Origin of the sequence: Enterococcus sp. HMSC072F02, from assembly GCF_001837725.1 — a bacterium.
Taxonomy (GTDB): Bacteria; Bacillota; Bacilli; order Lactobacillales; family Enterococcaceae; genus Enterococcus_B; species Enterococcus_B lactis.
Map to the genome: position 1 here is coordinate 38,117 of NZ_KV833932.1, position 14,716 is coordinate 52,832.

14 protein-coding genes are annotated in these 14,716 nt (G+C 38.3%); 2 read left to right on the top strand and 12 right to left on the bottom strand.

Annotated features, from left to right (window positions below; genetic code table 11):
• Nucleotides 1-57 precede the first annotated feature (57 nt).
• From argS to arcA, 4 genes are all read right to left on the bottom strand, one after another.
• Nucleotides 58-1,749 carry an arginine--tRNA ligase gene (gene argS / locus HMPREF2731_RS04155; RefSeq protein ID WP_002308891.1) on the bottom strand — a complete coding sequence of 564 codons (1,692 nt, stop codon included), beginning with the start codon at nucleotides 1,747-1,749 and terminating at the stop codon, nucleotides 58-60.
• Between the two features lie 422 nt (nucleotides 1,750-2,171).
• A complete protein-coding gene (arcC, locus tag HMPREF2731_RS04160; protein ID WP_002313642.1) occupies nucleotides 2,172-3,119 on the bottom strand; it encodes a carbamate kinase in 948 nt (315 codons plus the stop codon).
• A gap of 114 nt (nucleotides 3,120-3,233) precedes the next feature.
• Entirely contained in the window at nucleotides 3,234-4,253 is a 1,020-nt protein-coding gene (gene argF / locus HMPREF2731_RS04165; RefSeq protein WP_002288437.1) for an ornithine carbamoyltransferase, read from the bottom strand.
• Between the two features lie 90 nt (nucleotides 4,254-4,343).
• Complete coding sequence (arcA, locus tag HMPREF2731_RS04170; protein WP_070872381.1) at nucleotides 4,344-5,573, bottom strand: arginine deiminase; 1,230 nt, start codon at nucleotides 5,571-5,573, stop codon at nucleotides 4,344-4,346.
• Between the two features lie 460 nt (nucleotides 5,574-6,033).
• Here arcA and HMPREF2731_RS04175 point away from each other — a divergent pair, with 460 nt between their 5' ends.
• Nucleotides 6,034-6,735 carry a Crp/Fnr family transcriptional regulator gene (locus tag HMPREF2731_RS04175; RefSeq protein ID WP_002308887.1) on the top strand — a complete coding sequence of 234 codons (702 nt, stop codon included), beginning with the start codon at nucleotides 6,034-6,036 and terminating at the stop codon, nucleotides 6,733-6,735.
• Nucleotides 6,736-6,796: 61 nt separating this feature from the next.
• On the opposite strand, the gene HMPREF2731_RS04180 is transcribed toward HMPREF2731_RS04175, so the two are convergent.
• The 8 genes from HMPREF2731_RS04180 to galE all read right to left on the bottom strand — a co-directional run bounded on the left by HMPREF2731_RS04180 (nucleotide 6,797) and on the right by galE (nucleotide 14,281).
• The gene (locus tag HMPREF2731_RS04180) at nucleotides 6,797-7,486 is read right to left on the bottom strand and encodes a CpsD/CapB family tyrosine-protein kinase (RefSeq protein WP_002308885.1); all 690 of its coding nucleotides are present in this window, start codon (nucleotides 7,484-7,486) and stop codon (nucleotides 6,797-6,799) included.
• 378 nt (nucleotides 7,487-7,864) lie between these two features.
• Nucleotides 7,865-8,881 carry a tRNA (adenosine(37)-N6)-threonylcarbamoyltransferase complex transferase subunit TsaD gene (gene tsaD, locus HMPREF2731_RS04185; RefSeq protein ID WP_070872383.1) on the bottom strand — a complete coding sequence of 339 codons (1,017 nt, stop codon included), beginning with the start codon at nucleotides 8,879-8,881 and terminating at the stop codon, nucleotides 7,865-7,867.
• Nucleotides 8,878-9,342 (bottom strand): ribosomal protein S18-alanine N-acetyltransferase, encoded by a 465-nt coding sequence (gene rimI / locus HMPREF2731_RS04190; protein WP_002308883.1) that lies wholly within the window; start codon nucleotides 9,340-9,342, stop codon nucleotides 8,878-8,880. The genes tsaD and rimI (HMPREF2731_RS04190) overlap by 4 nt, the downstream gene beginning before the upstream one ends.
• A gap of 6 nt (nucleotides 9,343-9,348) precedes the next feature.
• Nucleotides 9,349-9,891: a ribosomal protein S18-alanine N-acetyltransferase gene (rimI, locus tag HMPREF2731_RS04195; RefSeq protein ID WP_002334782.1), complete on the bottom strand. Its 543-nt coding sequence runs from the start codon at nucleotides 9,889-9,891 to the stop codon at nucleotides 9,349-9,351.
• Nucleotides 9,875-10,597, bottom strand: coding sequence for a tRNA (adenosine(37)-N6)-threonylcarbamoyltransferase complex dimerization subunit type 1 TsaB (gene tsaB / locus HMPREF2731_RS04200; protein ID WP_033607578.1), 723 nt, complete (start codon nucleotides 10,595-10,597; stop codon nucleotides 9,875-9,877). The genes rimI (HMPREF2731_RS04195) and tsaB overlap by 17 nt, the downstream gene beginning before the upstream one ends.
• A gap of 193 nt (nucleotides 10,598-10,790) precedes the next feature.
• On the bottom strand, nucleotides 10,791-11,771 hold the full coding sequence (locus HMPREF2731_RS04205) for a LacI family DNA-binding transcriptional regulator (RefSeq protein WP_002308880.1): 981 nt from the start codon (nucleotides 11,769-11,771) through the stop codon (nucleotides 10,791-10,793).
• Between the two features lie 24 nt (nucleotides 11,772-11,795).
• A complete protein-coding gene (gene galT, locus HMPREF2731_RS04210) occupies nucleotides 11,796-13,280 on the bottom strand; it encodes a UDP-glucose--hexose-1-phosphate uridylyltransferase (protein WP_002308879.1) in 1,485 nt (494 codons plus the stop codon).
• Nucleotides 13,281-13,291: 11 nt separating this feature from the next.
• Nucleotides 13,292-14,281 (bottom strand): UDP-glucose 4-epimerase GalE, encoded by a 990-nt coding sequence (galE, locus tag HMPREF2731_RS04215; protein ID WP_002308878.1) that lies wholly within the window; start codon nucleotides 14,279-14,281, stop codon nucleotides 13,292-13,294.
• Nucleotides 14,282-14,528: 247 nt separating this feature from the next.
• Here galE and HMPREF2731_RS04220 point away from each other — a divergent pair, with 247 nt between their 5' ends.
• On the top strand, nucleotides 14,529-14,696 hold the full coding sequence (locus HMPREF2731_RS04220; RefSeq protein ID WP_002288457.1) for a DUF3042 family protein: 168 nt from the start codon (nucleotides 14,529-14,531) through the stop codon (nucleotides 14,694-14,696).
• Nucleotides 14,697-14,716: the final 20 nt, after the last annotated feature.

The following is a 14,716-nucleotide window of genomic DNA, read 5'->3' on the forward strand; positions in this document are numbered from 1 at the left end:
TTTTGAAATTGTTCCTTGTGACTCGGAGCTGATCACTGATTTCACATTCTTTTTTTCTTACATCTTATCTGGTGCATGAAGTCCTAGCAAACGAAGATCTTCTTTCAATAATACAGTCACTGCATACACTAAAGCTAAGCGTGCTTCTTTTTGTTCATCGTCAGCTAAAATTTTCGTATGAGCATAGTATTTGTTGAATGCCTGTGCTAATTTGATTGCATGTTTCGCAATCACTGAAGGTTCATATTTTTCCCCAGCGGATAAGACTGTTTCAGGATATTTTTGAACCAATTTGACTACTTCCCAGCTGATATCGTCATTCAACGCATAGTCTGCTGTTTCTGAAGGGACGAATCCTGCTTTTTCCAACAGACTGACTGCACGAGCATGTGTATATTGCACATAAGGTCCAGTTTCTCCTTCAAAACGAACCACTTCTTCCAAGTTGAAGTCAAATGTATTGAGACGATCGTTTTTCAAATCATGGAAGATGACTGCTCCAACCCCTACTTGTTTAGCTACAACATCTTTGTTTTCTAAATCAGGGTTTTTCTCGCTGATCTGTTCTTTAGCAGATTGGATTGCTTCATTCAATACTTCTTCTAGTAAGACGATTTTTCCTTTACGAGTTGATAATTTTTTACCACCTTGTGTGATCAAACCAAATGGGATATGGTGCATATCGTCAGACCAGTCAAAGCCCATTTCTTTCAAGACAGCTTTCAATTGTTTGAAATGATAACTTTGTTCATTCCCTACTACATATAGAGATTGCTTGAAGTCATAGGTACGTTTACGATACAATGCGGCAGCTAAGTCACGTGTGATGTATAGTGTCGCGCCATCTGATTTCTTGATTAATGCTGGATTCAAGTCGTAAGCAGAAAGGTCAACGATCTCCGCACCTTTATCTTCGTTCAGCAAATGTTTTTCTTCTAAAAGTTCGACGATTTCATCCATTTTGTCATTATAGAAAGCTTCACCGTTCAATGAATCAAACTGTACTTCTAGTAGATCATAGATTTTGTTGAATTCTTTCATCGATTCATCACGGAACCATTGCCACAATTGGATAGCTTCTTCATCGCCTTCTTCTAGACGTTTGAACCAAGCACGAGCTTCTTCATTTAATTCTGGTTCTGTTTCAGCTACTTCATGGAATTGGACATACAAACGAAGCAGTTCATTGATTGGCTCTGCTTTGACCGCTTCTTCTGAACCCCATTTTTTGTAAGCAACAATCAGTTTTCCGAATTGCGTGCCCCAGTCACCTAAATGATTGATGCGGATTGGCTGGTATCCGATTTTTTCCATAATGAAGCCAATCGAATTACCGATAACTGTCGAACGTAAATGTCCCATTGAGATTGGTTTTGCAATATTTGGAGAAGACATATCGATCGGTACGGTCCCTTGATTCCCAATATTGCTATCCCCATAATGTTCTTTTTCTTTCACTACTGTTTGCAAAACTTTTTTGCTGATAAGTTCTTTATTCATGAAAAAGTTCAAGTAAGGTCCAACCACTTCGATTTTTTCAAAGTTGGCAGAGTCGATTTTTTCTGCTAAATCTGCAGCGATTTGCTGTGGTGCTTTTCGGTAAACTTTTGCTAATGAAAAGGCTGGAAATGCCACATCCCCGTGTTCGGCTGATTTTGGATTTTCTAGTAATTGTTCGACTTGTTCAAGTGTCAAATCGTCTTTGACAACGTCATAGACAGCTTTTGCGACAAGATCTTTATTATTCATCTTTATTCCTCCTAAAATACTCTCTTATTTGTTCAACAAAAAAAATCTCTAATGACGACATACTTAGTATGCCATCATTAGAGACGAGATTTCCCGCGGTACCACTCCAATTGTCCTAAAAAAGGACCAGCTCCATCTGATATCGGTAGACGACCGTCTGTTTAAAACAGAATTCTCCAAGTGCGCTTCGTTGTATCTCCTTCATTCGGCTTCCACCACTTCCGAATTCGCTAGCTAAGAATGATACAAGTACTCTCTTGTTCAACAAATCTTAATCTTATTAAACTTTCTTGAATTATATCAGAAAAAAAAACGAAAGGCTAGTCGTTTCTAATAAAAAAAACAATCCAGATGGCCTAAAGGAGAAGAAATACCACCTGGATAGTTATAAATCATTTCGTAAATACGAAAGACTTAACAAATTAATCAGCTACGATAATCGTTCCTTCTTCAGAAGCTAAAAGATTTTCGATATTTTCTAAAGAAGTGATGATTGCCTTAGCGTTCGGTTTTGCTTCAACAAATGCAATAGCTGCTTCTACTTTCGGAAGCATGCTTCCTGGAGCGAACTGTTTTTCATCAATGTATTGTTTCATTTCTGAAACAGTAACAGTTTCTAGTTTCTTTTGATCCGGTTTTTGGTAATTGACATACACATTGTCTACACCTGTCAAAACGATCAGCAAATCCGCATCGATGATTTCGGCTAATTTTTCTGAAGCAAAATCTTTATCGATTACGGCTTCTCGCCCTTCTAATCCAGTAGCTGTTTCTACAACAGGAATCCCGCCACCGCCGACAGACACCGTGATAACTCCTTGTTCGACTAGCGTTTCGATGACACGTGCTTCTTTGATCGAGATTGGTTTAGGGGAAGCGACTACTTTTCTCCATCCACGTCCAGCGTCTTCTTTGAATGTCACAGTAGAATCAGCATTCATTTGTTCTTTCGCTTCTTCTTCCGTGTAGAATGGGCCGACTGGTTTACTTGGATTTTTGAAGGAAGGATCGTTTTCATCCACAATGACTTGAGTGACTAAAGAAACTACATCTTTATCGATTCCTTTTTCCTTCAGTACTTCACCCATCGCGTTTTGGAGCCAGTAGCCGATTGACCCTTCTGTCATTGCGACACATGTATCTAAAGGCATTGCTGGTGTTTTCTCAGAATCAGCAGCTTGCTGCTGAATCAATAGGTTGCCGACTTGCGGACCATTTCCGTGAGAGATGATTAGTTCATCTCCTTGCTCGATAAATTTCACTAAATACTTTGCTGTTTCCATTAACGCTTCTTGTTGGGCTTTTGCACTTGCATCCGTAGACAAGATGGCATTGCCTCCTAAAGCGACAACTACTTTTCGTTTGGCCATTTCATTCGTCCTTTCTTCAGTTCTTCTGAATTTTCTAGATAACAAAACGAGCCAGCGTCTTGTGATTTTCCCTCAATGCTGACTCGTTTTTTCGTGAGATGAATGTGGTTATGCTTAAACGCGAGGGATAAACAAGTTACCTAATGTTGCCGCCATGATTGCTTTGATTGAATGCATACGATTTTCTGCTTGGTCAAATTGACGAGCATATTTGCTGCGGAAGACTTCGTCTGTTACTTCCATTTCAGTGATGCCAAAGCGTTCTTTCATTTGTTCACCGTAAACAGTGTTTGTATCATGGAAAGCTGGTAAGCAGTGCAAGAAGATCAAACGATCTGTATTGTGTGTTTTTTCTACCATTTCCATATTGATTTGGTAAGGTTTCAACAATTTGATCCGTTCTTCAAATTTATCTTCTTCACCCATTGATACCCATACATCAGAATAAAGAACGTCTGCTCCGTCTACACCTTTATCAACATCGTCGGTAATCATCAATTGTGCCCCTGATTTTTCAGCAAAACCTTCTGCCATTTTGACGATTTCTTCTTCAGGTTGTAATTCTTTTGGTGCAACGATACGCATGTTTGCTCCCAAAATTGCACCTGTTACTAATAAAGAGTTAGCCATATTGTTTCGACCATCCCCACAGTATGCAACAGTGATGCCTTCTACAGTTCCAAAGTTTTCTTGGATAGTTAAAAAGTCAGCGATCATTTGCGTTGGATGCCATTCGTCAGTCAATCCATTCCAAACTGGAACACCAGAGAATTCTGCTAGTTCCTCTACCATTTTTTGACTGAATCCACGGAATTCGATTCCGTCAAACATACGACCTAACACTTTAGCTGTATCTTCTGTTGATTCTTTTTTACCTAATTGGATGTCATTCGCACCTAGGTATTCAGGATGTGCACCTAGATCGATTGCTGCAGTGGTAAATGCAGAACGAGTACGTGTAGATGTTTTTTCAAATAAAAGCGCGATATTTTTTCCTTCTAGATAGTGATGTGGGATCCCACGCTTTTTCAAGTCTTTCAAGTGTTCTGAAAAATCGATCAAATATTGTAACTCTTCTTTTGTAAAATCTTTTTCTGCTAATAAACTTCTTCCTTGGAATACTGATTCTTTCATATTAAACATTCTCCTTTAGATTGTTTTTATTTAAGATTAAAGAGGAAATCCTGACGACAGCTGACAGTAAGACTGTCGTCAGGTTATAAACTACTTCAAGTCTTCACGGACAAGTGGTTGACTCATGCAACGTGGACCGCCACGACCTCGTGACAATTCACTTGAATTGATTTCCAACACTTTGATACCATAGCTACGAAGCAATTCGTTCGATACGTAATTCCGATTGTAAGTGACTACGACACCTGGAGCGATTGCCAATGTATTGGATCCGTCATTCCACTGTTCTCTAGGGGCAACGATCTCATCCCCATTACCAGTTGGAATCAATACAAGATCATCTAATCCAAGAGCAGCTTTCATCGTTTCGTGTAAGTTATCTGAATGAGTGATCTTGATATCATCACCATCTGGTTCGATCGTAAAGACATCCATCTTACCGTCTTTACTTTGGATTGCTGGATGGATAGTGAATTTGTCATGGTCTACCATTGTGAATACGGTGTCCAAATGCATCATTGCACGGTTGTTCGGGATTTTGATTGCTAATACTTTTTCAAATCCTGAATTTTTTGCGAATAGATGGCGTGCTAATTTTTCTAAAGCTTTTGCATTTGTTCGTTGAGAAATCCCAACTGCTACTACTTTATCGCTTAAGATTAATTCATCTCCACCTTCGATATGATCTGGATTTTCACGATCCAACCATACTTCAATCCCTTTATTGGCAAATCTTGGATGATGTTTCAAAATATATTCTGTAAACATCGATTCACGACGACGTGCTTCAAAAGTCATCTTATTGACGGTCATCCCATTTCCCATTGATGCGGAAGGATCGCGTGTAAAGTACAAGTTTGGCATTGGGTCCATGTAAAATGGATAGTCGTCGTCTGCTGAAAGATCATATAGGCTGCTAGAACGTACTTCGATATCTTTTGTACGAACCCCAGCCATGATTTTATCTACCATTTCTTGTGTTTCCATTGATAGAAGGAACTCATGAAGACCATCTCTTACTGCATTCGATGCGATATGAGATTCATCCAACATTTTATTCAAGAATTGTTCTTTGACGTTGCCTGCGTCAATCGCTTCTGCTGCTAATTTTTCCAAGTAAAGAGTTTTAACGCCTTCGTTTTGCAAGGTCTTTGCAAAGTTGTCATGTTCTTCTTGAGCAATCGGAAGATATGGAATATCATCAAACAACAGACGATCCATAATATCTGGTGTCAAATTTTCCACTTCTTGTCCAGGCCGTTTCAGTAAAACTGTCTTTAATTTCCCTATTTCAGAGAAAACGTGAATAGGTTTATCCATGTTGTGTTGCCTCCTTCTTTTTGATTACATGTATAGGATAGCCTCCTTTTGTAATCACTTTCATAATTTTGTCTCATTCAAAATGAGACATCCCTCACATTAATATTCGATAATTAAATAATTAAACGTTTTTCTAATTTTAAGCGTAATTTATTCATTTTTTATTCTGTATACACTTCCAAAAAAATATTTATTCATCTAAAAAAATTTTTTGAATAAATCATAAAAATAAACTATACTAACATTGTTAGCGTTTGCTATATGTATTATCATTGTTTTTTATACACAAATACTTATCTTCAAAATAAATTATTCAATGCGAATGTATATTTTTTACATAATAACAAATCAAATTTGTAAAGTATTAAAACTTATGTTTAATTCAGATGTGTTAAAACTTTACAAATTCTTTAAAAAAAGTAACAATAAATATAGTGAACAATAAGGAGAGGACTTTTTAATGCGTGTTAATAAAATCGATTTTCACTTTTCAAAACTCAGATATCAACCTGATTTTGAACATTTCTCGGATGAAGAGTTCCAACAGATCAAGGAACATACTGTTCTTCGTTCCTATAAGAAAGGACAAATCCTTTTTGATGATGGAGATTCTAGACAACGGTTATATATCTTGACCAAAGGACTTGTTCGTTTAGAACGTTACGATGAAAGTGCCACCTATTATTATTATGATTACGTGACTACCAATAACCTTTTTCCTATGTCAGGAATGTTTGGAGAAGAGACCTACACTTATACAGCTCAAGCGATGACTGATATCGAAACTTTCTATCTTCCTGTTTCCTACTATGAAAAATTAGCACGAAAAAATCCTGAACAACTGATCTATATGATTCAAAAAATTTCTAAAGTAGTCGAAATACATGAGTTACGTATCCAAATTGGATTAACCTCCAGTGCTTTTGATCGAGTGAAACAAAATCTATTCATTTTGAAAGAAGAACTTGGCGTACCAACAGAAGACGGTCATATCACCATTCCTTATCCAATTACCTTAAAAGAATTAGCAGTGAATAGCGGTACGACACGTGAAACTGCTGGACAAGTAATCAAACAACTACGTGATTCAGGATTGTTAGATTATCACAAAAAGCATTTTACTTTCTGTAAGACCGCTACTACTCCAGCTTTGAGAGAATAACGCGACAAAAAGAAACAGCGATCCTGATATTTATCGGGATCACTGTTTCTTTTCGTTTCGTCTATTCAAATGATTGGTAATAATAAGTGAGATCACTTTCTTTTTTTGTTCCATTGTAAACTACACCTAATATATTTGCTTTTGCAATCTGCAACAGTTCTTTCGCTTTTAACAACTCTTGTTTCTTTGTCTTTCTTTCTCTGACAACAAGTAGCGTTCCATCCGTTTTTGCTGCAAGGATTTGAGCATCCGTTACAGTTGCTACCGGAGGCATATCAAAAATGACCAGATCAAAGTCAAGTATCAGTTCCTCTATTATCTCTTCCATTCTTTTCGTCCCTAAAACTTCCGAAGGATTCGGCGGCTTTGGACCACTGGGCAAGACCCAAAGATTTTCTATATGTGTTTCAGTTATGTAATCGTCCGCTATCCGTTCACGCTCACTAAGTAAATTACTCAATCCTTCATTATGCGGCAATTGAAAAGACAACGCTACAGTTGGTTTCCTCAAATCGGCATCTACAAGTAAGACCTGTTTTCCACTATTTGCAAAAACTACTGCTAGATTAGCGGCAGTAATAGATTTCCCTTCATCTGGACCAGAAGAAGTGATGACCAATGTATTCAATTCACGATCAATCGCTGCAAACTGGATGTTGGACCGGATCGTTCGATATTTCTCGGCAGTAATTGATTGATCAGCTAATGCAACTAAAGGAACCGGAGGGGCAGATGTTTTCTTTTTCTTCATATTCTCTCTACTTTCTTTTTTCATTTTGTATCTAGACTTTCTATGTATACGAATAAATCCTATGATTTATTGAATTAATCATAGCACAGGAAAAAAACGAACACAATTTATATAATAACTATTTTTTTATTACAGATATCGGCATGAAACACTTCTAAAACAAGCTATATTATAAATTTAAATAACACAATTAATTAAAAACAGGCAAAAAAATAGGGTTGTGACAAAAATCTGTCACAACCCTTATTACAATAAATAGTGTTCAAAAGTTTGCATCTACGGTAATAAGTTCAACCAAGTCAAAAACATGTGAAGCTGTTTTTTTCTTTGCTGTTCTTATAACTTGATGCAGGGCAGTTTTTTTACACTCTCTTTTATTTATTCAGATAAAACCAAGCTTGGTTCAGCATTCAACTGATAGCTGGCAAAATTTCTTTTTTGCATTTCCACATGTGCTGCTGCTCCAATCATTGCAGCATTATCTCCACAAAGTCTCAGAGGCGGAATCACTAATTCTACTTCAGGGAGTTTAGCTGACAGAGCAGCTTGCAATCCTTCACGCAACCCTTGATTGGCCGCTACACCTCCAGCTACAACCAGTTGCTTGACTGGATAATTTTGACAAGCTCGAAGTGTTTTAGTAATCAATACATCAATCACACTTGCTTGAAAGCTAGCTGCTAAATCATTTTTGTCTAGATCTTCTCCACGCTGTTGTGCATTATGCACCAAATTGATAAATGCACTTTTTAATCCACTAAAACTGAAATCATAATTATCTTCATGGATCATCGCTCGTGGAAAATGATAATTATCTTTTCCTTGATGAGCTAGCTGATCGATTTCTTTTCCACTTGGATAAGAAAGACCTAATACTCTTCCAACTTTGTCATAAGCTTCTCCTGCTGCGTCATCTCTTGTCTCCCCAATGATTTCATATGATCCATCTTCTTGCATATAGACTAATTCTGTATGTCCTCCGCTAACAAGAAGTGCCATCAATGGAAACTGGAATGGTTTGACCAGACGTGCGGCATAAATGTGACCTGCCATATGGTTCACAGGAATCAGAGGCAATTGGTGTGCCCAAGCAAAAGCCTTAGCTGCAGAAATACCAATCAACAAAGAGCCGACGAGTCCAGGCCCATAAGTGACAGCGACTGCCGATAAATCTTCTGCCGATACACCAGCTTCTACCAGTGCATCTTCCAAGCATAAGGTTATTTGTTCTACATGATGGCGGCTAGCTACTTCAGGCACCACTCCGCCAAAACGTTTATGACTGTTTATTTGGGAAGCAACGATGTTAGATAAGATCTCTGTTCCATTTCTAACGACCGCTACACTCGTTTCATCACAACTTGATTCAATTGCCAGAATCAATTCTTCATTCATTTCATCGTCTCCGTTTTTAACTTTCTGCTCATAATGATCGCATCTTCTGTCGGATTGCGATAATATGATTTCCGTTTACCTAATATACGGAACTTTTCTGATTCATAAAGTTTTCTTGCTGCTTCATTAGACAGACGTACTTCTAAAAAAACATGCAGCGAATCTTTTATTTGTTCCGCAATCAGCAGATGTAGTAAATGCCGTGCATAGCCTTTTCCTTGTTCTGAAACTGCAACAGCGATATTTGTGATTTCGACTTCATCCATTACTTTCGAATACCCGACAAAACCACAGATTTGGTTATCTTCAACTAAAAGAAGATAATCTGTGTGGGGCTGTTGGATATCTGTCAAAAACTGCATCTTCGTCCAAGGTGAGCCATATGGATAAGCATTTTCGCTAATTGCCCATACGCATTCTGCCAAATATGCTTCATCAAAATCTTTTTTTCTGCAAATCAACTAATCTCACTCATTTTCTAAAATTTTTATCATATCCAACGCATCTTCTTTTGTTTCAGTGTAATATCTTTTTTTGATTGTCGTAGCTTGAAACCCTAATTTCCGATAAAGTCTTTGCGCATCCTGATTACTCATGCGTACTTCCAATGACATCGTCTCACAGCGATTCATTATAGCAAAGTTCTCAATTTCGTCAATAAGCAGCGAACCAATTCGTTTTCGCTGATATGCCGGTCGAACAGCAATATTCGTGATATGGCAATCTAAACCGAACGCTCTTGAGCCGACAAATCCGATCATTCTTCCATTATCAAAGATCCCTAAATATAGATGAGGAAGTGGTGACTTCAATTCTGACATAAAGGCACTTTTGGTCCATGGCAACTCGCCATTATAGACTTCTCGTTCGACATCCAATAGCTCTTTGATATCTTCTATAGTCAATTCTCTTAGTATATAGCGACGATCGATTTGTTCGATTGTTTTTTCTGTATAGATCATTTTATCTTGAAAAAGGCTTCTAGCATATGCTTTAAATTTTTTCAACATAGCTTTCGTCTCCAGGCGTGTGCGTCTCTAACCATTTCTCTTCAGCTTCTACTCGTTTTAAATAACGAGGGAGAAAAGCTTGTTTATCTGCAACTGGTTCATCCAACGCACCTAATTGAGCCACAGTCACACCGCTTGGGATATCCCATGATGGAACTGTATTAATCATCGCATCAGGCAGCATTTCTTTTATTTCAGAGATAAATTTATGACAATCACTCCCAACAAAATAAATAGCTTCATTCAGCTCTTGTAGTTGTGCAAACAAATCAGAAGCAGCAATATGTACATCTTCAAGTACAGTTTCTAATCTATTTTCTTTCCAGCGGTATGCCCCAGCATAGACATTTTTTCTTCGAGCATCAAACATGGGCACAATCATTTTATTCACCCCGACACAATTAGCCGCGATGGCTTTCAGGCTAGATACTCCTATTAGATCTTTATCTAGTGTATAAGCAATCGTTTTCGCTGTCGTTACACCTATACGAAGTCCTGTATAAGAACCAGGACCATCAGAAACCGCGATTCGGTCAATGTCTTGGGGACTCATTTGAAGATCTGCAAACAATTGGTCAATGGCAGGCATCAGCGTCACACTGTGGTTGCGTTTGATATTTGTCTGTATTTGCCCAAGAATTTGTTTATCTTCCACCACACCGATCGCCAAAGTTTGATTTGCAGTATCTATTCCTAATGTAATCATATATTTGATCCTTTCTGCTATAACATTCTCGCCTTCCATTGTAGCATACTTTTTTATTCCAATGATGAAAATATCAAAGGCAAAACTAGTACAATGATACATGATTATCTGCTGACCGGCAAATCTAGTTTCTTCCTTACATACACAAAAAAAGTTGCGGTATCACGACACTTTACCACAACTTTTTCTTTTTTTATTTCGTCGACTCTCGAACAATCAACTCTGTTTCAACAATGATTTTTCTTGAAACGGGTGCTTTGGAATTACTTAGTTGAAGGATTGTCTCCACTGCTAGCTCTCCCATCCATTCCGTATAAACTTTCACAGTAGAAAGAGAGGGTGTCACATATTTCGCTACACTGACATCGTTGAAACCCATCACGGAAATATCTTCTGGCACCGCTAAACCTGTTTCTTGAATCGCTTTCAGCGCGCCAATCGCTAATGCATCATTAGCCGCAAAAAGTGCATCAGGAATCTGCTCATTTGTTTTTAAATATTTTTTAACCGCTTGATAGCCTGACTCGACAGAAAAATCTGCTTCGATAATGGAACCTTCGTCGTAGCCTTTTTCTGCTAAAACTTGTTGGAATGCCATGATTCTAGGATCTCTTAGTCGCTGATGGTTTTTCTTTGTATATTCTGTTCCAGCAAGCATCGCGATATGTTGTGCATTCTGGGAAACAAAGTGCTCAATGACTTTTTGAACACTCGACTTAAAATCGACAACTATAGAATCGATTCCTTGAGAAGTGCCATCAGAATCTACCAGAAGCAAGGCTTGTTGGGATTGTTTCAAATCCAACAGCTGAGCTTCATCGAATTTCCCTAATGCGATCGTTCCATCCGCTGGAAGCTCACTAATAGAATCCCACGTTTCTTTCAACAAAGTAACGTTTGCTTCTTCTGCCTTTTTTTCGATTCCTAAACGAATAGACAAATAATAAAGATCTTCAAGTTCTTCTGTATCGTCGTACCATTGGATCAGACGAAGGGTTTGCTTAGCATTTGCTGCATTTTTGCGGTGCTTCGTATAATTCAAGCGTTCCGCTGCTTCAAAAATTTTTTGCTTTGTGGCTAAGCCGACGGAAAGTTCAGGATCGTAGTTGAGCACTCTTGAAACAGTAGCAGGAGAAACTCCTGCCAACTGAGCAATGTCTTTAATTGTTGCCATTTGTCTCTCCTCCTTTTTTTCCGTTTATAAAATCGCAGTAAACCGCTCAAACGCTGCTTGTCCTTTTTCATCTCGCTTGAACACCCCAGCATCTTCCAAGACACGAGCAAAAACCTGACCTACAGCTTTTTGTACAACATCAGTGACCGCATCTTTCGTCAAATCAGGATGCTCTTTTTTCAACTGTTCAGCCCATGGACGATGATATTCAGCCATCTGGTTTTCTTCTCCCAATAAGAACCGCTCTACTTCTGCTAGTTCCGGTTTCAAACGAGGTGGTAAAACAGCAAGCCCCATTACTTCGATCAATCCAATGTTCTCTTTCTTGATATGTTGGACATCTTTATGCGGATGAAAAATACCATCAGGATGCTCATCTGAAACATTATTGTCTCGAAGGACAAGGTCCAGCTCAAAATAATTGTCCCTTCTTCGTGCAATTGGCGTAATCGTGTGGTGTGGTGTACCATCTGCTGAAAAAGCCCGGATTTCTACAGTTTCATCCGAATATTCTTTCCACTTTTCCAACACTGAATTAGCTGCTTCAATCAGCAACTCTTTATCTGTTGATTGCAAACGGATCACAGACATCGGCCATTTCACAACTCCTGCGATGACTTGCGGATAATCTGCTAATTTGATGAGTTTTTCTATTGGTGCTTTTGCCATAGGAAATTCATGACGTCCTGCCTGATAATGATCATGAGAAAGAATCGATCCTCCAACAATCGGCAAGTCAGCATTTGAACCAACAAAGTAATGAGGCAAGACTTCAGTAATCCGAAGCAGTCTAACAAATGTTTCCTTTGAAATTTTCATTGGACGGTGCTGCTCTGATAAAATGATCGAATGCTCATTGTAATAAGCATAAGGAGAATATTGGAATCCCCAGCTTTCACCATCTAGATTCATTCGAATGATTCGATGATTGGTACGGGCTGGATAATTCAAGCGTCCTCTATATCCTTCATTTTCCATGCACAGCATACATGTAGGATAATCTACTTTGGCTGCCTCACGTTCTGCCGCAATTTGTTTTGGATCTTTTTCTGGTTTAGATAAATTGATCGTGATTTCCAATTCACCATATGCTGACTCTGCTGGAAATTTGATATTTTTAGCGATAGCTCTTGTTTTGATGTAATCATTTTTCTTACTTAAATCAAAGAAATAATCAGTTGCTTCCTCTGGGCTTTTTGAATAATGCTGCGCAAAGAATGCATTGACAACGGAAGGCGGCGGTGTAAGAAAATCCATCAATTGTGCTTCAAAAATCTCTTGTTCTGCTGGTAATTCTGAAAGCACACCATTTTCTCTTGCCTTAGCGACAAACTGATCCAATAAGTCTACTGATTCTTCCTTAACTGGTCTTACTTCGACGCTTTCTAGAGCGTCTTCTCCTATCATCCCTAAAAGACGATTCTGTAAATATAAGCGGTCCATTTCCATCCATCCGCCAGCTTCGATCGCAAGTGTGGCAAAATCACAAATCGTTTGACTGATTGACATATCTCATTCCCCTATTCTTCATAACCATTTGGATGGCTGACATGCCAATCCCATGCTGTTTTGATAATTGCTTTGATATCTGTGTATTCAGGTTTCCAGCCCAGAATCTCTCTCGCTTTTTCACTTGAAGCGACTAATCGACTAGGATCTCCAGCTCTTCTTGGTGCTATTTCTGCCGGGATTTCTTTCCCTGTCACTTCTCTAGCTGCTTCTAACATTTCCTTGACCGAATACCCTTTGTTACTGCCTAAATTGAAGAAGTTGCTTTCGTTTCCTTCTTTCAAGTATTCCAAAGCTAAAATATGCGCGGCAATCAAGTCTTCTACTTGAACATAATCTCTAATACATGTTCCATCTGGTGTATCGTAATCGTCTCCATAAACAGCCAATGCTTTTCTTTGGCCAAGAGCTACTTGTAAAATGATTGGGACAAGATGCGTTTCTGGTGTATGATCTTCTCCGATAGATGCATCTGCTTTTGCTCCGGCTACATTGAAGTAGCGCAAAGCGACATAGCGCATGCCATACGCTTGATCACACCACTTCATCATTTTTTCCATCATCAATTTGCTTTCACCATACGGGTTTTTAGGATTAGTTGGTGTATTTTCCGTGATTGGAGACTCTTTCGGCTCTCCATAAGTTGCTGCAGTAGAAGAGAATACGATTTTATTCACGTTGAACTCGTGCATGACTTCAAGCAAGATTTGCATACCGTATACATTGTTGTTAAAATACATCAATGGTTTTTCGACAGATTCTCCTACTAAAGAGCTTGCAGCAAAATGGATTACTCCTTCAATCGGTTCCTTTTCAAATACGGAACGTAGAAATTCTTTATCCCGAATATCTCCTTCATAAAAATGAGCATCTGGATGTACTGCTTGTTTGTGACCTGTGAGTAAATTATCTACCACAGCTACTTGATACCCCTTTTGAACTAGCTGGTCTACAGCGTGCGAACCGATATAGCCGGCTCCGCCTAGTACTAAAATTGTCATAAAAAACACTCCTTTGATTAGTGAAATTGTGTTTGTTGATTCTATATAATTAAAAAAGCGAAGTCTACTTTTATGGTGGAAAAGAAGAAAGTAAAATTTCGTAAATTTATCTGGTAAATTTATAATAAAACATTTAGTAAACATTTTCAAGGATTTTTTGCAAAGGTTTACAAACAAACGTAAAACTAGCCTTTTTTTCTCTTTTGTTCCATAATAGATATAACAAATAATAAATGAGGTGGATTCAATGAAAAAATTTGTATCTGGAATATTAGTAGGCAGCTTGGCAACAGCCGCTGCCGTTGCTGGTTTGGTCGCTTCTGTGAAAAAAACAGTGATCGATCCGATTGACGAAAAAGAAGCAATGATCGAAGAAAATCGTAAAAAAGCAATGCGCAAACGCGTTTCTCGTTAATAATTATTTAAAAAATACGC